Below are 18,250 nucleotides of genomic sequence, written 5' to 3' on the forward strand. Positions count from 1 at the left end.
CTTAAATTCCGATTTATCGCTATAGACCCCTAGCCCTGTTGAGGACCTTCAACATGTTGCGCTCCCTGTGTTGTCTCTTTGCCCTGAGCTTACTCAGCGGCCTCAGCTTTGCTCAGTCACCCTGTAGCGAACGCGCGAAAACCCTCTTGCTGCCCGCCAAAGTCAGTTGCAGTTACCAATCGCGCTGGATTGATTCCGGCGTGGTGGGTCAACGCAAAGTGATCTACCAAGTGCCCAGCGGCACCCCACCGGCAGCGGGTTGGCCGGTGGTGCTGATTTACCAAGGCTCGTTCTTTCCGCTGAATAACTTCACCTACTACAGCAACATGCCCTTTGGCGGTTATTACCAAGGCAAGCTGATCCAGGCCTTGCTGGAGGGCGGCTATGCGGTGATTGCCCCCAGCGCGCCGGCGGATTTGTTTTGGCAAACCAATATTCCCGGCCTTGCGCAGGCCTATGAGCTAAGCACTGACTTCGACTTTCTCAGCAATGTACTGGCTGCCATGCATAACGGCGTGTTTGGCCCGCTGAATGCGCAGCGCCAATACGCCACGGGTATTTCCAGCGGCGGCTATAACACAAGCCGTATGGCGGTGTCGTTTGCCGGGCAATTCCGCGCGCTGGCGGTGCAGTCGGGCTCGTATGCCACCTGTGCGGGGCCGCTGTGTGTGGTGCCGAGCAGCTTGCCGGCAGACCATCCGCCCACCCTGTTTGTGCACGGTTTTATCGACGCCGTGGTGCCTTGGTGGAGCATGGATTTGTACTACGACCGCCTGCTGCAACAAGGCATCGCCACAGCGCGTTATACCGAACTCAGCGGCGGGCATGAGTGGTTTGCCCGCTCACCGAGCAAGATCAAGGCGTGGTTTGATCAGCACCCCTAAGCCTGCGGATTACAACGCCGCCCACGCCCTCGCCAGTTGTTTGGCATCGTCGAGGGCGTGGTGCGGAAATAAGCTATCTGGCAGGTGATCGCGCAGGTGGCCGACATTGCGCAGTTTGCGCTGTAGGCGGCCGGGCCATGGCACGCCGCTGGCACTGAACAATTGTTCGAGCATGGCGCCGTCCCAACCCGGCGCATCGCTGGCGATTTCTACGTGCTCGCCAAGCGCTTCGATAAAGCAGCGCAGCGCCAGTGCGGCTTCGGCGAGGCCCATGCCGTCTTCGGCCATATTCAGCTGCGGCAAGACCACTTCGCGGACGAACTCGCTGCACTGGGTTTCATCCCAGTGGTCGTTCACTTCGACATAAAACACCGGCGCGCCGCCCTCGCCCACCAGTGCTAACGAGATCAGCCGCGCATCGTCGGCCAAGGCGGTAAATTCAGTATCGATAAAAACCAGCGCCATGCACGGGCATCCTTGCTCGGGGGATGATGATTTTCAGCCTAGGCGCTGGCTGCGTAATCGTCTAACCGACAGAGGAAAAACCATTACTGCGGCAGCAGTGCTGGGTTCTCTTGCTGCAGGCGTGCCTGCATGGCTTCCAGCTGCCCTACCGCTTCGCGGGCTTCGTTGATTTCGTCCGGTGTGCGCTCACCCAACTGTTCGGCTTGGTCGATGCGTTCTTTAATCTCCGGAATGTCGTTAACGATGCCGGTGTAACTGCGCAGCAGGTCGTTAAGCTGCTCTTGCTCGAAGGCGCTGTATTGCTCGCTATCGGCCAACTGCTCAGCGCTGGGCAAACGCCGTGGCGTGGTTTTTAACAACGCAGGGCTGCGCGGGTCGCCTTGCTCGGCCATCACCTGCATCAAGGTAATCGCCTCGGCAGGGCTTAAGGTGGGCTCGCTCGCGGCCTCCGCTTCTATCGGGCGCTCTGGTGCGGGGCTGACGCTAAACGCATCGCTGGCCGGTTTGGCCAGCTCAGGTTTAGCCGCTGTGGCACTGGCGGGCTGGGTCGCCACGCCCGCTAAAGGGTGATTGAGCGTGGCGGGCGGCGCGCTAAACAGCAGCCACGCCGCCGCTACCCCGCCGCTCACGCAGCCCAGCGCTAACAACAACCAGCGCGTCATAACCCTTGCACCTTGGCGTTGGCGCGCAGGCTGGCGAGCTGATCTTCCACCTGCTTGGCCAGCTGTTGGCGCGCCACGTACTGGTTCACCTCGCGGCGCACGCTGGGGTCGCTGAGCGGCAGCAGGCGATCTTTACGGCTGCGCACCTGCACGATTTCAAAGAAGCCATCGATCAGCATGGGCTGCGAAATCGTGTCGGCTTTTTGGATCAGCGCGGTTTTGTGCAGAAAGCTCAGGCTCGGGTCATCGTGGCGGATCAGCCCCAAGTCGCCGGGCAGCGCTTGCGCTTTGTCGTCCGCCAGCGAGTACTTATGCACCGCTTCGCTAAAGGCCAAGCCTTGTTGCAGCTCGGCATACACGGCATCAGCCTTGGCTTGGCTATCCACACGAATATGCGCGGCCTGCACCTGCGCCACATTCATAAACTGCGCCTTGTTGGCGGCGTAGTAGGCCTTGGCGTCGGCATCGCTGACCTTTGCCGCGAGTTCTTTAAGCACCGGTGTTTCGTGGTGAAAGTCACTGTGCAAGCCCAACTGGTGCATGTACTTGTGGCGCACCAGCTTGTCGCTGACCAGCTGGCGAATGCCGTCGATCTCCGCCGCGCTGTAGCCGAGCTTTTTCAGCTGATGCCAGTGGTACTGACGCTGCACATGCTGCGCCACTTGCCCGCCGAGGTATTGCAGGTTGCCCTTTTGCAGCTCGACCTTGCCTTGCACGGCCACGCTGTCCCACACCTCGAGCAGGTTGAGGGTATGCGGCGCTTCACCGGCAAAGGTCCACGTCACCAGCTCAGTCGCTCCAGCCTCGGCGCGTTGTTGCTCATCCAGCCACAGGCTGTTGAGCGCCACTAAGCCGGCACGCGGTTGCAGCACAGCGCGCAGCTGCGCACTGGTGAGCGGCTGCGGGGCGCTTAAATAGGGTTGAAAGTCGTTGTCTAGCTGCTTGCCGAGCACGCGCTCTATCAAGTCGCTGCTCTCGAGCTGCACATCCACCTTCAGGCTGTCTTGGTTGGCGGGGGTTAGCTGCGCTTGCACGGCCTCGGCCACCAAGCGGTTATCCACTAAGCCTTGGCGCACTTCGGCTAAATCGGTGTTGAACTTGACCCGCGTGAGGGCTTTTTCCAGCACGGCGATGCTTTTCGCCGGTAAGCGGGTGCCATTGATGACAAGGTCGCTGCCTGCCCAGCCGCTGCTGCTGAGGCCAAGCCCCAGCAGCAGGGTGAACACGCAGGCCGTCTTAGAGCGACTGACCATAGAACTGATTCGCCCCTTTGGTCAGCACAGTGACGGTGGAGGCAATCGATTCTGGGATCAGCTTTTTCGCTACGCGTACCCGCGTAGTGCTGCTGGTGTCGTACAGCGGCTCAGGGTGCTGGTAGGCCACCTGCGCGGTCTGCGTGATGATGTCGCGCAGCGGCTTGGCAGCGTTGTAGTTACCCACTACGGCAGCGACAGCGGCTTGGTTGTTAAAGCCTTCTTTGGCGTAGTTATCTTCGACCCAACCTTCCCAACTGGAGTGGCCATTGGCCGAGGTAATCCAAGTGTGGTGCGGCTGCGCTACGTCGCCGGTGGCGTGCAGCGAGTAACCAATGGTCTGCAGCGACGGCGCGCGCTTGAACTGCTCGAACCAGTAGTTAGCCAAGTTATCGATCGGCTGGAAGGCCATCGCTTGGAAGTCGTCGTAGTGCTCCTTCCAGTTCGAACGGCTGCCTTGGCGGTAGTTGGCTTCGGTGGTGTTGTAGTCGTCGTCTTTCAGACCACGGTTGTACAGGTAGACCATCGCGTACCAGTCGACATCGGCAATCCCGCCGTCGACCTTGTGGTAGCGGTAGTCGTAACCACCGTGGTCGTTGCCGTGCGAGTCGCCTTGGCGGCCCATGTTGATGAAGTGCCAGTACGAGGTGTAGCTAACAATCGACGCAGCAAGGCCGTACACAGGCGCACGTTCGTAGCCGACCCACCAGCCACCCAAGCGGGTGTCTTTGAAGTCGTCCACGTCGTAAGCCGCTTGGCCAAGGATATCCCCCGCTTTGGCTTCGCTACCGGCAGCGCTGACGTAGAACTGATACGCACGCTTCATATCGGCGGTGGCGTAGCTGGAGTTCATAAACGCCAAGGCGTCTTTAACGATGTTTTTGTGCGTGGGTTGAGTCCAGGCGCTGGCGCTACCGGCAGACACTGCCAGCGCCACGCCCGCCGCGAGCGCGGTGAGGTGTTTCATGGGTTAGCTCTCTTTTGTTATTGGGTTTGAGCATCACAACAGGTGAAGTTGTCGCTGCGGTGACAGCACCGCCGCTGGAGCCCTAGACACACTTAAGCTCGCCCAACGAAATCGTTATGGGCAAGCCGTGATGAAGGAGTCCTAGGCGCAGACTATTGCGCAAAAAATCGCCAAACAAGGGTCAGCCGGCAGATTGACCCGATAGCTCAAGGCGTGTCCGTAATCGACAAACGCACACGCCCTGCCAATAACACAGCGCCCGGCGGGCGTTACCCATCAGTACGCTTGGCGTTGCGCCAGCTTCTGTTGTTTGTAGCTCAGCGCCGCCGCTGGCACGGGGCTGACTTTGCCGGTTTCCAAGTAGCGCTTTAAGCGGTTGGCGTCGGCCATGTGGGTGTATTTGCCGAAGGCATCCAGCACCACAAAGGCCACGTTGCGGTCCGCCATACGGGTACGCATCACCAAGCAATGGCCGGCGGCATTGGTGAAGCCGGTTTTGGTCAGCTGAATGCTCCAGTCGGGCTTGTAGACCAAGCGGTTGGTGTTGCGAAAGCCCAAGCTGTAATGCGGCTGACGGAACTGCGTGGTGCGCTCGCCGGTGGTGCTCAGTTGGCTCATTAGCGGGTATTGCTGAGTGGCTTTAAGCAGTTTGACCAAGTCGCGCGCGCTGGAGACGTTGAACTCCGACAAACCCGTAGGCTCGACAAAGCGGCTATTACTCATACCCAGCGCCTGCGCCTTGGCGTTCATCGCCTTGATAAACGCCGGCACGCCGCCGGGGTAGTGATGCGCCAAGCTAGTGGCGGCGCGGTTTTCTGACGACATCAAGGTCAGCAGCAGCATCTCGCGGCGACTGATCACGCTGCCAATGCGCACGCGTGAATACACACCCTGCATTTCTTTCACGTCGCGAATGATGATCGGCAGCGGCTCGTCGAGCGATTGCTTGGCATCCAGCACCACCATGGCGGTCATCAGCTTAGTTACCGAGGCAATCGGCACCACCCAGTCGGGGTTTTCTTCGAACAGCACTTGGCCGTTGTTCAAATCCACCAGCAGCGCGCTGCCAGAAGCCAGCTGTTGTTTCGGCGCCGCCTGCACAGCGCTGGAAAAGGCCAAACAGCACAGCAGCATCAAGCTGCCGAAGGCACGGGATAACGGCACGATAGGGCTCTCACAAAAAGGGTGGATGCGCTCAGCATAGCGCGGGCGGCGCAGTATAGGGATTGGCAATTTAACCGCCTAGATAGGCGCTGCTTGAAAGGCTGAATAATCATCACGCAGTCGCCAGAAGCGCTTGCTCCTGCTCGCTCAGCGCTTGGTCGTGCGCTTGCAGGCGCTGGATAAACTGCTGCGCCGGGGCCGACAGCGTGCGGCCACGCAACCACGCCACGCCAAAGCGGCCGCGCACATTAAGCGCTGGCAGCGGCAATAGCTGTAATTGCCCGGCGTACAGATCTGCCAGAGCAATAAACAGCGGCATTAAGGTCAGGGCATCAGACTGCTTAAGAATATTGCGCAGCATCGCCGAGCTGTCGCAGACAATCGCTTGGCGCAGGTGCTCCTGAGTGCTGCGCCGCAGCGGCGGCGGCATTAGGCGGAACAGCTGCTGTCGCGCCTCTTCTGGCAGATGCGGGCCGGCCAAGGGGTAGCGCAGCAAGTCAGATAAGTTTGGTGCTGGGCCACTGAGCAGCGGATGCCCAGCACGGCACAGCGGCACGGTGGGGTGATCGCCCAGCGGCAAAAACTCGTACTCCGCTTGGCCCTCCAGTTGATGCACGGTCGCCACGACAAGATCGATTTCACGGCGCTGCAAACGCCCCGGCAGCTCTTGCCACGGTGCTTCCACCACCGCTAAGCGCAACTGCGGATAGCGCTGAATCAGTTGGCCGAGCGGCACATCCACCAACGCCGCACCGGCAAACGGGCCGACGCCAACGCGCAACTCGCCCAGCTCAAGGCCACGCGCCAGCTGCACGTCGCGCTCGAGTTCTTCGGCGGCGAGCAGCAAACCGCGCGCATGGCGCAGCACCAACTCGCCGAGTGCGGTGGGCGTGACCTCTCGCGGGCCGCGATCAAACAGTAGCTCACCCACGGTTTGTTCTAGGCTTTGAATACTGCGGCTCAGCGCCGGCTGGGTCATGTGCAGCGTTTCTGCCGCGCGAGCAAAGTTGCGCTGCTCCGCTAAGGCCAACGCATGACGCAAGTGACGAAGCTCCATAGCAATACCTTTTACGCATTCAATAAATGAAAACCATGCATTGGACGCATAATCAGCCGCAGCGCATGCTGCTGGCAAGACCACCGATTTAAGGAGCCCACCGTGCTGCGTCGCCTGTGTTTATTCACCACCCTGCTGGCTATCGCCGGCTGCGAACCCGCCAACGAGGCCAGCAACAGCGCCGCCAGCGCCAGCACGCAAGCGGCCAACGCCGCCGTGGCCAAGGCGTATAACTTGGGCGATCAACAGGCGCTGCAAGACGCCCAGCGCGGCTTTATTGCCAAGCCCAGTGGCCAAGTGCGCAACGAGCAAGGCGTGGTGATTTGGGACTTCGACAGCTTTAACTTTCTCCACGGCAATGCGCCCGACACGGTTAACCCCAGTCTGTGGCGGCAAGCCGTGCTGAATAACCAAGTCGGCCTGTTTAAGGTCAGCGAGGGCATCTGGCAGCTGCGCGGCTTCGACTTAGCCAATATGACGCTGATTCAAGGCGCGACGGGTTGGATTGTTATCGACCCGCTGACCAGCCGCGAAACCGCCGCCTTTGCCTGGGCCTTTGCCCGCGAACACTTAGGCGAGCAGCCGGTGAGCGCGATGATTTTTACCCACAGCCATGTGGATCACTTTGGCGGCGCGCTGGGCATTCTCAGCGCCGAAGACGCCCGCGCGCAGCAAACGCCGATCATCGCCCCTGAAGGTTTTATGGCCGAGGCGACCAGCGAGAACCTGCTGATGGGCTTGGCTATGTCGCGCCGCGCCAGCTTTATGTACGGCCAGCGCTTGCCGCGCTCGGCCACGGGCTTAGTGGATAACGGCTTAGGCAAAGCCGTGGCCTTTGGCCGCGCCGGCATTCTGCCGCCCACGGTGCTGATCAATGAGGCCGCGCAGCCGCTGACTGTGGATGGCGTGGAATTTATCTTCCACAGCATGCCCGGCGCCGAAGCCCCCGCCGAGCTGACCTTTAGCCTGCCCGAGCACAAGGCCTTTGCCGGCGCCGAAATGGTCAGCCAAACCCTGCATAACCTGTACACCCTGCGCGGCGCCAAAGTGCGCGATGCACGCCTGTGGTCGGAGCATATCCAGCAGATGCTGCACTACGCCGAGCAAGCCGAAGTGCTGTTCAACCAGCACCACTGGCCGGTGTGGGGCACAGCGAACATCCAGCAATTCTTAACCGCCCAGCGCGATGTGTACCGTTTTCTGCACGACCAAACCGTGCGCGGCATGAACGCAGGCTTGACCGCCCCAGAGATTGCCGAGCAACTCAAACTGCCCGCCAGCCTTGATCAGCAGATGGCCGTGCATGGCTATTACGGCACGCTGAAGCACAACGTGCGGGCGATTTATCAGTTTTATCTCGGCTGGTTTGATGCCAACCCCGCCAACCTCGACCCACTGCCGCCGGTGGCCGCTGCTGAAAAATACCTCGCCCTCGCCGGCGGCTCTGAAGCCTTGCTGAGCCAAGCGCAACAGGCCTACGACGCAGGCGACTACCGCTGGGCTGCCGAGCTGGGCAAGCACTTGGTATATGCCGACCGCGACAACCAAGCCGCGCGCGAACTGCAAGCCAAAGCCTTTGAGCAACTGGGCTACCAAGCCGAAGGCACCCCATGGCGCAATTTCTACCTAAGCGGCGCTTATGAGCTGCGCCACGGCCTGCCCGAGCAACCCTTTAGCCCGGCAATGATGCTCGACATGCTGCGCCACACCGACACCCGCGAGTTTCTCGCCAGCATGGCCACGCGCCTCGATGCCGAGGCCGCCGCAGACAAAAACCTGCGCGTGGTGCTCAACTTCACCGACAGCGGCGAGCGCTACCTACTGTGGCTAGAAAACGCCGTGCTGCATAACCGCATGCTCGCCACCGAAGAAACCATCGAGCCGGATGCTCAGCTCAGCCTCACCAAGGACTTCTTCCTGCAAATGGTGATTGGTAAAGCGGGCGCGGCGGCCTTGCTAACCTCCGACGAGGTGAGCATCGATGGCAGCGTTCTTAAGCTCGGGGAGTTCTTTGGCCTGCTGGATAAGCCGGATGGGCGTTTTCCGATTGTGACGCGGCCTTAGGAAACGCTGATTTAATGCCTGCACGACCCAATCACTGCGTTGTGCGGTGCTCACAACCTCACCTACCAGACGGTATGCCTCGGCTGCTGCGCTCCGTACGCCTTGCGCTTGAAGCGTTCGGCGATTAAATCAGCGCCTCCCTTAATACCGCCTAAACAAAAAAGGCTGGCCGGTTAGCCGGTCAGCCTTTTGTCGTCATAACGAGGTGCGCATTACCCCGCCAACTGCGCGCGCAACTCAGCCAATACCGGCGCGCTGTCGGGACGCACGCCGCGCCAAAGCAAGAAAGCTTCGGCGGCTTGTTCGACCAACATGCCGAGGCCATCCATACAGGCGGCAGCACCCAAGTCGCTGGCCCAGCGATTAAAGGCGGTGGGTTCGGCGCTGTACATCATGTCGTAGCAGCGCGTGTGCCCAGGCTTGATCACCGCCGCCGGCAAAGGCGGCAGTTCACCGGCAAGGCTCGCCGAGGTGCCGTTGATGATCAGGTCGAACGGCTGCTGCAACCAGGCAAACTCGCTGGCCAGCACAGGGCCCAAATCAGCAAAGTGCTGGGCGAGGGTTTCTGCCTTGCTCAAAGTGCGGTTGGCGATCACCAACTCGCGCGGCTTATGTGCCAGCAACGGCTGCAATACACCGCGCACCGCGCCACCGGCGCCAAGCAGCAGAATGCGCTGGTCGGCCAACGACCAACCGGCGTTCACGGTGAGATCGCGGACTAATCCTACGCCGTCGGTGTTATCGCCGAGCAGCTTGCCGTCGGCATGCCGGCATAGGGTATTTACCGCACCGGCGCGCTCGGCACGCTCGCTGAGCTGGTTTACTAGGGCGAAGGCTTGCTCCTTAAACGGCACGGTGACGTTAGCGCCGCGCCCGCCACGGGCGAAAAAATCACGCGCGAAATCGGCAAAACCATCCAGCGGTGCCAGCAAGGCTTCGTAGCTCATGGTTTGTCCGGTTTGCTCGGCAAACAGGCGGTGAATCAGCGGCGACTTGCTGTGCCCGATGGGGTTACCGAACACGCCGTATTGATCAAGCCCGGCAACCATTACAGCCCCGCCTCGCCGAGCCAGTCGCGGTCTTGCAGGTAGTAATCGGTGAGCTTGGCTTCGGCACTGCCGGGCTCCGGCTTCCAGTCGTAACCCCAGCGCACGATGGGCGGCAGCGACATCAGAATCGACTCGGTACGCCCGCCCGATTGCAGGCCAAACAAGGTGCCACGGTCGTAGACCAAGTTAAATTCCACGTAGCGACCCCGGCGGAAGGCTTGGAAGTCACGCTGCTCTTGGCTGAACGGGGTCAGGCGGCGGCGTTCGATAATCGGCAGATAGGCCTTCAAGTAGGCATCGCCAACGCTGCGCAAGAAGGCGAAGCATTCTTCGAAGCTGCCTTGGTTTAAGTCATCAAAAAACAAGCCGCCCACGCCACGTGGCTCGCCACGGTGCTTGATGTGGAAGTACTCGTCGCACCATTTTTTATAGCGCGGGTACACGTCGTCACCAAACGGCGCGCAGGCGTCGCGGGCCACTTGGTGCCAGTGCACGCAGTCTTCAGCCACGCCGTAATACGGGGTTAGGTCGAAGCCACCACCAAACCACCACACCGGCTCTTCACCGGGTTTATCGGCAATAAAGAAACGCACATTGGCGTGCGAGGTGGGCACGTGCGGGTTTTCCGGGTGAATCACCAGCGACACGCCCATGGCCTGAAAGCTGCGCCCAGCCAGCTCAGGACGATGCGCGGAGGCTGACGGCGGCAGGTTAGTGCCGAACACGTGGGAGAAATTAACCCCGCCCTTTTCGATCAGCGCACCTTCGCCGATCACCCGCGTACGCCCGCCACCACCGCCTTCGCGGGTCCAGCTGTCTTCGGCAAACACGGCTTGGCCGTCGGCGGCTTGCAGGCCGGCGCAAATGCGCTCTTGCAGGTCGAGCAGGTAGGCTTTGACCGCTTCAACGGCGTCGGCAGAGTTCATGGCAATTCCTCGCGAAAGCTTACGGGCGCAGCACGGCGCCGCTGATTAAGTCGCGAATGATACTGGGATTAGCCGCCTCGCCCAACGCGCCGGGCAGAATGCCGTCGAGTTGTTGGTGAAAATATTGCTCAAGGCGTAAGCGTGAACGCGCGGCAGGCTTGCCGCTGGGGTTAGCCGAGGTGGACACCAGCGGACCGGTAAATGCCGTTAGCGCGGCAATCACCGGATGCGCGCTGACCCGTAGCGCTACCAACTCAGACTCGCCGCTAATCCAATGCGGCACGCGGCCTTGGTGCGGCACCAGCCAGGTATGCGGGCCGGGCCACGACAGGCGCAGCTCGCTGAGTTTGGCGCTGGGTAAGTCATGCAGCAGCCAAGCGAAATCCTCAAGCGTGCCGCTGACCAGAATCAGCCCTTTGCTTAAGGGCCGCTGTTTAAGCGCCAGCAAGCACTGTACGGCCCCGGCATCCCACGGATCGCAACCGAGGCCCCACACCGCTTCGGTGGGATAGGCCAAAACGCCACCACTTTCAATGACCCGCGCCGCACGCTGAACTGCAAACTGACTTGGCATAGGCGCCCCCTTTTTTAGGGAGTTTAGCGCTCTGGATAAGGCGTTCGTTTAAAAATTGGCGAGTGATATTGCTCGCCAAGCTAGGCGCCGTGACGAGCCATAGTGGTTCTATGACGAGGAGTGGCAACGCTGAATGGCGAGCAAAAGCGCCGCCAAGATTAAACAGCCAACGTCTTATTCAGAGTGCTCAGTTCAGCACTTGCCAGCGGCCGCCCTGTTGGGCGATGACGCCAGAAAGCTCTAATTCGGTAAGCTCAGCCAATAACTCGTGCAGCGGCCACGCGAGCAGCTGACAGAGCTGGTCGCTGCTTTGCGCCTGTGCCCGCAGTTCGCGCAGCACCTGCTGTTGTCGCGTTGTGCCGGCCAGCAAGTCGGCCTGCACGGGCTTGGCCGGTGCGCTGGTTTGCCAGCCTTGCAGCTGGGCAAAAATATCCTGCACCTGCTCGACCAGCACGGCGCCCTCGCGCAGCAGTTGGTGGCAACCTTTGCTGCCGGGGTGCTGAATAGAGCCGGGAATGGCAAACACCTCACGATTTTGCTCAGCGGCCAGCTTAGCTGTGATCAGCGAGCCGCTGTTGAGCCCGGCCTCCACCACTAAGGTGCCCACACTTAAACCGCTAATAATGCGATTACGTCGTGGAAAGTTACTCGCCACCGGCGCACAAGCCAGCGGCAACTCGCTGAGCAAGACGCCGCCTTGGGCGACAATCTGCTCTGCCAATGCTTGATTGCTGGCCGGGTAAATATGCCCCAGCCCCGTGCCCAACACGGCCACGGTTTTACCGCCACCGGCTAGCGCCCCTTGATGCGCGGCGGTGTCGATGCCACGGGCCAAGCCGCTGACAATCAGCATGCCCGCGCCAGCCAAAGTGGCGGCAAAGTCACGGGCGCAGCGGGCACCTGTCTTGCTGGCATTGCGGCTGCCAACCATGGCTAAAGCCGGCGCTTGTAGGCAGGAAAGGTCGCCCTCGGCCATCAACAGAAACGGCGCATCGTCGATTTCCGCCAAGAGCGCGGGGTAGGCGTCATCACCTAGGCATAGCAGATGATGATGTGGGGCCTGTAACCACGCCATGGTGGTGTCGATGGCCTCGCGCAGCTCGCTAGCGCGGCGCTGCTCGCAAGCTTCGCGCGGCATGCCCAGGGCGCGCCACGCCGATGCGGGCGCTTGCAGGGCTGCCACGGGGCTAGCAAAGGCGGCCAGCAGTTGGCTCAGGCGCCGGCTGCCAATGCCGGGCAGCATTTGCAGGCGCAACAAGGCCTGCAACTGATCGGGGGCTTGAAACATATCCACCTTCCTTGGCGGCAGAAACAACAACGCCGCTAAAAAGCGGCGTTGACTAGCTTAGGGGTTTACGACTCGGTCGTTAATCGACAATTGGCGATTTGCTTTTAACACTAACGCGTAACTCAGCCGGTCATAAGCGCGAAACACCATTAAAAACCCTGCCTGCTGATCTGGCACATGAAGAAACTCGCCAGTAACCACATCGCGAACTCGTTCGCCCGCCTTCATGATTGCCAGAACGTTACCTTCACTCAACCCATCTTGGCTGCCTTTGTTTAAAGTCACCACATCCATAGCACCAATCTGCGTTACACCGCGCGGCACATCTAAGATGACACCATCAATGGGCAAGCTTGGTTCGCTAGGCTGGAAAATCGATGTCACACCACGCTCCTCGTTAGGCATCAAGCGATCGCCCAAACGCGTTTCTTGAGTGGTACGCATCAAAACCAAGGTAGCGATGTCGCCATCAGTATCGAGTTTTTCTGCCGTAGCAATGTCGTCAGCATTAATACCCAAAAACTCACCCGTTACCGGATCAGTGTAGGTCTTACCTGGGCGAAAAATGCCATAGCGTTTATCTGCCTCAGCAAATTGGCCGCGCGCGAAGATACGATCGCCGGCAGCATTAACCACTGACTCTTGATTACCCGCCAAAATATACGGCGCATTCTCAAATTCCGCCTGGCTGTTAACAATGCGGTTCGAGATCAAAAACGCATTGATCTTATCCAGCGGAATAGTCGGGATGGCTTCAGCTATCGGGGTCACGCGCACGCCCGGGGTCAGCTTGATGGTGCCGCGGTCGCTGCCACGGTTGAGCATCAGCTGCGGCTTGCCGTCGACATACACCAGCGACAAAGTGTCACCGGGGTAAATCAGATGGGGGTTTTTCACTTGCGGGTTGGCGTGCCAGATTTCTGGCCACTTCCATGGCAAGGTCAAGAACTTGCCGGCGATGTCCCACAGGGTATCGCCTTTAACCACAGTGTAATTTTGCGGGTGGCCGTCTTTAAGCAGTGCTTCGGCGTGAGCGAGGGTGCCGGCAGCAGCCAGCAGCAAGGCGACGAGTGTTTTCCTCATGCGCGGAATCCCTTTATTATGTGTATTGACGTGACACGCCCCCGCAACGCTTGCAAACCCTTGTGGGCTGCTTGGGGCAAAACGTTTTCCAAGCTGTTCATCATCTTAGCAGCGCTTTTTAGCTTTATTCCATAAGTGGATCACAAACGCATATGGCGATTATGAGCATTCTCGAATTTCCCGATCCGCGGCTACGCACCGTGGCCAAAGACGTGAGCGAAGTCACAGACGAGACTCGCCGCCTGATCGACGACATGTTCGAGACCATGTACGACGCACCGGGCATCGGCTTGGCCGCCACCCAAGTGAACGTTCACCAGCGCATTGTGGTGATCGATATCTCGGAAGAAAAAGACCAGCCGCTGGTGTTTATTAACCCCAGTTTCGAGCCGCTGACTGACGAGATGGACCAATATCAGGAAGGCTGCCTGTCAGTGCCAGGTTTCTATGAAAACGTCGATCGCCCGCAGAGGGTCAAAGTGCGCGCCTTAGGCCGCGACGGCCAGCCGTTTGAGATGATTTGCGAGGGCTTGCTCGCCGTGTGCATTCAGCACGAGTGCGACCACTTAAACGGCAAGCTGTTTGTCGATTACCTGTCGGCACTCAAGCGCGACCGGATCAAAAAGAAGCTGGAAAAACTGCACAAACAACAGGCCCGCGCCTGATCTAACTCCCAAGGCCAGCCTCGCGCTGGCCTTCTTCGCTGAACGGAACCGCCATGAGCCAACCTCTGCGTATCATCTTCGCTGGCACGCCGGAGTTTGCCGCCAGCCACCTCGCTGCCTTGCTGGATAGCCCGCACGAGATCATCGCCGTGTACAGCCAACCCGACCGCCCTGCCGGTCGCGGCCACAAGCTGATGATGAGCCCAGTCAAACAGCTGGCGCTCAAGCACGAGATTCCGGTTTATCAACCGCAAACCCTGAAGAACGCCGAAGCGCAGGCCGAGCTGGCCGCGCTCAAGCCCGACCTCATAGTGGTGGTGGCCTACGGGCTGATTCTGCCGCAAGCGGTGCTGGATACCCCGCGCTTAGGCTGCATCAACAGCCACGCCTCGCTGCTACCCCGCTGGCGCGGCGCCGCGCCGATTCAGCGCGCCATTGAAGCGGGCGATGCAGAAAGCGGCGTGACGGTGATGCAGATGGAAGCAGGGCTGGATACCGGCCCCATGCTGCTGAAAGTCACCACCCCAATTAGCCGCGACGACACCGGCGGCAGTCTGCATGACCGCTTAGCGGAGCTTGGCTCACGCGCTGTGGTAGACGCCGTGGCGCAGTTGGCCGCCGGCACGCTGAGTGGCGAAGTGCAGGATGACGCGCTGGCCACCTACGCGCACAAGCTCAACAAAGACGAAGCCCGCGTCGATTGGCAGCGCAGCGCGCAAGCCATCGAGCAACAGGTACGCGCCTTTACCCCCTGGCCGATTTGCCACACCACCCTCGGCGATGCCGCGTTGAAAATCTGGGGCGCCCGCGCAGAAGCGCACAGCCACCAACAAGCCCCCGGCACTATTCTGGCTGCCGAGCGCGATGGCCTGTTGATTGCCTGTGGCGGCAACGCCCTGCGCCTCACTCACCTGCAATTACCCGGCGGTAAAGCCTTGGCTGTGGCTGACTTGCTGAACAGTCGCCGCGAGCAATTCGCCCCCGGTTTGGTGCTGGCATGAACCCGCGCCTCGCCGCCTGCCATGCGCTAAGCGGTTTGCTGCAGCAGCATGGCTCGCTGGCCAGCCTACTGCCGCCACTGCTGGCCAAAGTAGAAGCGCGTGAGCGCGGTCTGGTGCAAGAGCTGGTCTACGGCACCTGCCGCTGGCTGCCGCGCCTGCAAACCATGGCCGCGCTGCTGCTCGACAAGCCGTTTAAAAAAGACGATAGCGACCTGCAAGCCGTGCTGCTCTGCGGCCTGTATCAGCTTAATTTCACCCGCATTGCCGCCCATGCGGCGGTGAGCGAAAGCGTGGCGCTGGCCGCCGCACTGGGTAAGCCGTGGGCTACCGGTGTATTGAATGCGGTGCTGCGCCGCGCCCAGCGCGAACCAGAGCAGCTCGCCGCGCAAGCCGACGAGCACGAAAGCGCTCGCTACGCCCACCCCGGCTGGCTACTCAAGCGCCTGAAAAAAGACTGGCCAGAGCACTGGCCAGCCATTTGCGCGGGCAACAATGCACAAGCGCCGATGACCTTGCGGGTTAACGTGCGCCACGCCAACCGCGATGAGTATTTGGCACGGCTAACCAATGCCGGTATCGACGCGCGCGCCTGCGAGCACGCCCCGCAAGGCATCACCCTCGCTGCGCCCTGCGATGTGCAGCAATTGCCCGGCTTTACCGAAGGGCATGTCAGCGTGCAGGACGAAGCGGCGCAATTAGCCGCAGATTTACTCGAAGCGCAAGATGGCCAGCGCGTACTCGACGCCTGCTGCGCCCCCGGCGGCAAAACCTGTCATGTGCTCGAACAGCACGACGTCAGCATGCTGGCCATCGACCTAGAAGCCGAGCGCCTCACCCGCGTGGAAGAAAACCTCGCCCGCTTGCAGCTAACCGCCACGCTAAAAGCCGGAGATGCCCGCGACGTAGCCAGCTGGTGGGACGGCAAGCCCCTGCAACGCATCATGCTCGACGCACCGTGCTCGGCCACCGGCGTCATCCGCCGCCATCCGGATATCAAATGGCTGCGCAAGGCCGCCGACATTCAAGCGCTCAGCAAGCTGCAGCTTGAGCTGTTACAGGCGCTGTGGCCCACCTTAGAGGTCGGCGGCATTTTGCTCTACGCCACCTGCTCGATCATGCCGGCAGAAAACAGCCACGTGATCGGCCAATTTTTAGCCACCACCCCCGGCGCGCGCGAGCTCGATATGCCCGGCCACTGGGGCGTGAAACAGGCACACGGCCGCCAATTATTCCCCAGCGAACACGGCCACGATGGGTTTTACTACGCCAAACTGATTAAGATCAGCGCGGCTTAAACAGGCATAACGAGGCAGGCATGAAGATCATCATTCTCGGCGCAGGACAAGTGGGCGGCACCTTGGCCGAGCACCTCGCCAGCGAAGCCAACGACATCACCGTGGTGGATACCGATGGCGACCGCCTGCGCGATTTGGGCGACCGTCTGGATATTCGCACTGTGCAAGGCCGCGCCTCGCTGCCGACCATTTTGCGCCAAGCCGGCGCCGACGATGCTGACATGCTGATCGCCGTGACCAACTCCGACGAGATCAACATGATCGCCTGTCAGGTCGCCTACAGCATGTTCCGCACCCCGACCAAAATCGCCCGCGTGCGCGAAGCCGCCTACCTGACGCGCAGCGGCTTGTTTGCCAACGAAGCGATTCCGATCGACGTACTGATCAGCCCCGAGCAAGTGGTCACCAACTACATCAAACGCTTGGTGGAATACCCCAGCGCCCTGCAGGTGCTCGATTTCGCCGAAGGCAAAGCGCAGATGGTCGGCGTGAAGGCCTACTACGGCGGCCCGCTGGTGGGTCATGCGATCAGCCATCTGCGCCAGCACATGCCCAATGTGGACACCCGCGTGGCAGCCATTTACCGCCGCGACCGGCCGATTATTCCGCAGGGCGACACAGTGATTGAAGCCGACGACGAAGTGTTCTTCATCGCCGCGCGCAACAACATTCGTGCGGTGATCAGCGAAATGCGCCGCCTCGATGAAAGCCACAAACGCATCGTCATCGCCGGTGGCGGCAATATCGGTGAGCGCCTGGCCGAAGCCATCGAAAGCCGCTATCAGGTGAAGATCATCGAGAAAAACCCGGCACGCTGCCGCTACCTGTCGGAAACCTTGGAAAGCACCATAGTGCTGCAAGGCAGTGCCTCCGACCGCGACTTGCTGCAAGAAGAAAACATCGCCGACACCGATTTGTTCCTCGCCCTGACCAACGACGACGAAGCCAACATCATGTCGTGCATGCTCGCCAAACGCATGGGCGCTAAAAAGGTGATGAGCCTGATCAACAACCCTGCCTACGTGGATTTGATTCAGGGCGGCGCCATCGACATCGCCATCAACCCACAGCAGGCCACCATCGGCACTCTGCTCACCCACGTGCGCCGTGGCGACATCGTCAGCGTGCACAGCCTGCGCCGTGGCGCAGCCGAGGCCATCGAGGCGATTGCCCATGGCGATAAGAAATCCAGCAAGGTAGTGGGCCGCGCGATTCGCGATATTCCGTTGCCACCGGGCACTACCATCGGCGCTATTATTCGCAACGATGAGGTGCTAATCGCGCACGATAGCACCGTGATCGAGTCCGATGACCACATCATTCTCTTCTTGATCGACAAAAAGTACATCCGCGATGTGGAGCGCTTGTTCCAAGTTGGCCTGACTTTCTTTTAAGTGCAGATGGATTAAATGGCTGCACACCCCCATCACGGCGTTGCGCGGTGCTCACAACCTCGTCTACCAGCCGGTATGCCTCGGTTGCTGCGCTCCGTGCGCCTTGTGCTAGAGGCGTTCGCCGATTTAATGAAGGCTTATTAACCTATGGACAAAGCCAGTCTAGAAAAGATGCTCGCCCGCGGCATGGACAGCAGCCTGCTGCGCTTTGGCTTAGGCAAAGCCTGCCTCGACGCTGGCGAGCTAAGCGAAGCCACCGAGCACCTACGCGCCTGCTTGGCCTTTGATGGTGAGTATTCCGCCGCGTGGAAGCTGCTCGGCAAAGCCCTCGCTGCCCAGCAAGACAGCGACGGCGCACGCAGCGCTTGGCAAGCCGGCCTAGCCGCCGCACAGCGCAAAGGCGATAAGCAAGCGGAAAAAGAAATGCAGGTGTTCCTGCGCAAGCTGGATAAATAACCC

18 protein-coding genes are annotated in these 18,250 nt (G+C 60.4%); 7 read left to right on the top strand and 11 right to left on the bottom strand.

Annotated features, from left to right (window positions below):
* Positions 1–53 precede the first annotated feature (53 nt).
* The gene (locus BMX80_RS00510; RefSeq protein ID WP_074864040.1) at positions 54–884 is read left to right on the top strand and encodes an extracellular medium-chain-length polyhydroxyalkanoate depolymerase; all 831 of its coding nucleotides are present in this window, start codon (positions 54–56) and stop codon (positions 882–884) included.
* A 9-nt stretch (positions 885–893) separates the two neighbouring features.
* Here the strand turns inward: BMX80_RS00510 and BMX80_RS00515 are convergent, their stop codons facing one another.
* The 6 genes from BMX80_RS00515 to BMX80_RS00540 all read right to left on the bottom strand — a co-directional run bounded on the left by BMX80_RS00515 (position 894) and on the right by BMX80_RS00540 (position 6,452).
* Positions 894–1,349, bottom strand: a complete 456-nt coding sequence (locus BMX80_RS00515) for a 3'-5' exoribonuclease domain-containing protein (RefSeq protein WP_071871657.1) — start codon at positions 1,347–1,349, stop codon at positions 894–896.
* Between the two features lie 83 nt (positions 1,350–1,432).
* A complete protein-coding gene (locus tag BMX80_RS17655; RefSeq protein WP_074864042.1) occupies positions 1,433–2,011 on the bottom strand; it encodes a hypothetical protein in 579 nt (192 codons plus the stop codon).
* Positions 2,008–3,264, bottom strand: coding sequence for a peptidylprolyl isomerase (locus BMX80_RS00525; protein ID WP_074864044.1), 1,257 nt, complete (start codon positions 3,262–3,264; stop codon positions 2,008–2,010). Before BMX80_RS00525 ends, BMX80_RS17655 begins: the two co-directional genes overlap by 4 nt.
* Entirely contained in the window at positions 3,248–4,231 is a 984-nt protein-coding gene (locus tag BMX80_RS00530) for a phospholipase C/P1 nuclease family protein (protein WP_074864047.1), read from the bottom strand. Before BMX80_RS00530 ends, BMX80_RS00525 begins: the two co-directional genes overlap by 17 nt.
* Positions 4,232–4,507: 276 nt before the next feature.
* Entirely contained in the window at positions 4,508–5,365 is an 858-nt protein-coding gene (gene pbpG, locus BMX80_RS00535) for a D-alanyl-D-alanine endopeptidase (RefSeq protein ID WP_083394203.1), read from the bottom strand.
* 142 nt (positions 5,366–5,507) lie between these two features.
* A complete protein-coding gene (locus tag BMX80_RS00540; protein ID WP_074864051.1) occupies positions 5,508–6,452 on the bottom strand; it encodes a LysR family transcriptional regulator in 945 nt (314 codons plus the stop codon).
* Positions 6,453–6,554: 102 nt separating this feature from the next.
* Here BMX80_RS00540 and BMX80_RS00545 point away from each other — a divergent pair, with 102 nt between their 5' ends.
* Entirely contained in the window at positions 6,555–8,516 is a 1,962-nt protein-coding gene (locus BMX80_RS00545) for an alkyl/aryl-sulfatase (RefSeq protein WP_083394188.1), read from the top strand.
* Between the two features lie 212 nt (positions 8,517–8,728).
* Here BMX80_RS00545 and aroE read toward each other — a convergent pair whose 3' ends face one another.
* The 5 genes from aroE to BMX80_RS00570 all read right to left on the bottom strand — a co-directional run bounded on the left by aroE (position 8,729) and on the right by BMX80_RS00570 (position 13,436).
* Positions 8,729–9,565: a shikimate dehydrogenase gene (aroE, locus tag BMX80_RS00550; protein WP_074864053.1), complete on the bottom strand. Its 837-nt coding sequence runs from the start codon at positions 9,563–9,565 to the stop codon at positions 8,729–8,731.
* Positions 9,565–10,491, bottom strand: a complete 927-nt coding sequence (hemF, locus tag BMX80_RS00555; RefSeq protein WP_074864055.1) for an oxygen-dependent coproporphyrinogen oxidase — start codon at positions 10,489–10,491, stop codon at positions 9,565–9,567. The genes aroE and hemF overlap by 1 nt, the downstream gene beginning before the upstream one ends.
* Before the next feature lie 19 nt (positions 10,492–10,510).
* The gene (locus BMX80_RS00560; RefSeq protein WP_074864057.1) at positions 10,511–11,065 is read right to left on the bottom strand and encodes an L-threonylcarbamoyladenylate synthase; all 555 of its coding nucleotides are present in this window, start codon (positions 11,063–11,065) and stop codon (positions 10,511–10,513) included.
* 187 nt (positions 11,066–11,252) lie between these two features.
* Positions 11,253–12,353: a DNA-processing protein DprA gene (dprA, locus tag BMX80_RS00565; protein WP_074864059.1), complete on the bottom strand. Its 1,101-nt coding sequence runs from the start codon at positions 12,351–12,353 to the stop codon at positions 11,253–11,255.
* A gap of 57 nt (positions 12,354–12,410) precedes the next feature.
* On the bottom strand, positions 12,411–13,436 hold the full coding sequence (locus tag BMX80_RS00570) for a LysM peptidoglycan-binding domain-containing protein (protein WP_074864060.1): 1,026 nt from the start codon (positions 13,434–13,436) through the stop codon (positions 12,411–12,413).
* A gap of 152 nt (positions 13,437–13,588) precedes the next feature.
* On the opposite strand from BMX80_RS00570, the gene def reads away from it, so the two are divergent.
* The 5 genes from def to BMX80_RS00595 all read left to right on the top strand — a co-directional run bounded on the left by def (position 13,589) and on the right by BMX80_RS00595 (position 18,247).
* Entirely contained in the window at positions 13,589–14,101 is a 513-nt protein-coding gene (gene def / locus BMX80_RS00575) for a peptide deformylase (protein ID WP_074864062.1), read from the top strand.
* Positions 14,102–14,154: 53 nt separating this feature from the next.
* On the top strand, positions 14,155–15,102 hold the full coding sequence (gene fmt / locus BMX80_RS00580) for a methionyl-tRNA formyltransferase (protein WP_074864064.1): 948 nt from the start codon (positions 14,155–14,157) through the stop codon (positions 15,100–15,102).
* Positions 15,099–16,397 carry a 16S rRNA (cytosine(967)-C(5))-methyltransferase RsmB gene (gene rsmB, locus BMX80_RS00585; RefSeq protein WP_074864066.1) on the top strand — a complete coding sequence of 433 codons (1,299 nt, stop codon included), beginning with the start codon at positions 15,099–15,101 and terminating at the stop codon, positions 16,395–16,397. The genes fmt and rsmB overlap by 4 nt, the downstream gene beginning before the upstream one ends.
* Before the next feature lie 20 nt (positions 16,398–16,417).
* Complete coding sequence (gene trkA / locus BMX80_RS00590) at positions 16,418–17,791, top strand: Trk system potassium transporter TrkA (protein WP_074864067.1); 1,374 nt, start codon at positions 16,418–16,420, stop codon at positions 17,789–17,791.
* Between the two features lie 147 nt (positions 17,792–17,938).
* Entirely contained in the window at positions 17,939–18,247 is a 309-nt protein-coding gene (locus BMX80_RS00595) for a tetratricopeptide repeat protein (RefSeq protein WP_074864068.1), read from the top strand.
* The last annotated feature ends 3 nt before the right edge of the window (positions 18,248–18,250 follow it).

Origin of the sequence: Atopomonas hussainii (assembly GCF_900109735.1) — a bacterium.
Taxonomy (GTDB): Bacteria; Pseudomonadota; Gammaproteobacteria; order Pseudomonadales; family Pseudomonadaceae; genus Atopomonas; species Atopomonas hussainii.

Bases quoted from the DNA above. Each gene is read 5' to 3' on its own strand.
- BMX80_RS00510 (WP_074864040.1), top strand. From the start codon at position 54: ATGTTGCGCTCCCTGTGTTGTCTCTTTGCCCTGAGCTTACTCAGCGGC.
- BMX80_RS00515 (WP_071871657.1), bottom strand. From the start codon at position 1,349: ATGGCGCTGGTTTTTATCGATACTGAATTTACCGCCTTGGCCGACGAT.
- BMX80_RS17655 (WP_074864042.1), bottom strand. From the start codon at position 2,011: ATGACGCGCTGGTTGTTGTTAGCGCTGGGCTGCGTGAGCGGCGGGGTA.
- BMX80_RS00525 (WP_074864044.1), bottom strand. From the start codon at position 3,264: ATGGTCAGTCGCTCTAAGACGGCCTGCGTGTTCACCCTGCTGCTGGGG.
- BMX80_RS00530 (WP_074864047.1), bottom strand. From the start codon at position 4,231: ATGAAACACCTCACCGCGCTCGCGGCGGGCGTGGCGCTGGCAGTGTCT.
- pbpG (WP_083394203.1), bottom strand. From the start codon at position 5,365: ATGCTGCTGTGCTGTTTGGCCTTTTCCAGCGCTGTGCAGGCGGCGCCG.
- BMX80_RS00540 (WP_074864051.1), bottom strand. From the start codon at position 6,452: ATGGAGCTTCGTCACTTGCGTCATGCGTTGGCCTTAGCGGAGCAGCGC.
- aroE (WP_074864053.1), bottom strand. From the start codon at position 9,565: ATGGTTGCCGGGCTTGATCAATACGGCGTGTTCGGTAACCCCATCGGG.
- hemF (WP_074864055.1), bottom strand. From the start codon at position 10,491: ATGAACTCTGCCGACGCCGTTGAAGCGGTCAAAGCCTACCTGCTCGAC.
- BMX80_RS00560 (WP_074864057.1), bottom strand. From the start codon at position 11,065: ATGCCAAGTCAGTTTGCAGTTCAGCGTGCGGCGCGGGTCATTGAAAGT.
- dprA (WP_074864059.1), bottom strand. From the start codon at position 12,353: ATGTTTCAAGCCCCCGATCAGTTGCAGGCCTTGTTGCGCCTGCAAATG.
- BMX80_RS00570 (WP_074864060.1), bottom strand. From the start codon at position 13,436: ATGAGGAAAACACTCGTCGCCTTGCTGCTGGCTGCTGCCGGCACCCTC.
- def (WP_074864062.1), top strand. From the start codon at position 13,589: ATGGCGATTATGAGCATTCTCGAATTTCCCGATCCGCGGCTACGCACC.
- fmt (WP_074864064.1), top strand. From the start codon at position 14,155: ATGAGCCAACCTCTGCGTATCATCTTCGCTGGCACGCCGGAGTTTGCC.
- rsmB (WP_074864066.1), top strand. From the start codon at position 15,099: ATGAACCCGCGCCTCGCCGCCTGCCATGCGCTAAGCGGTTTGCTGCAG.
- trkA (WP_074864067.1), top strand. From the start codon at position 16,418: ATGAAGATCATCATTCTCGGCGCAGGACAAGTGGGCGGCACCTTGGCC.
- BMX80_RS00595 (WP_074864068.1), top strand. From the start codon at position 17,939: ATGGACAAAGCCAGTCTAGAAAAGATGCTCGCCCGCGGCATGGACAGC.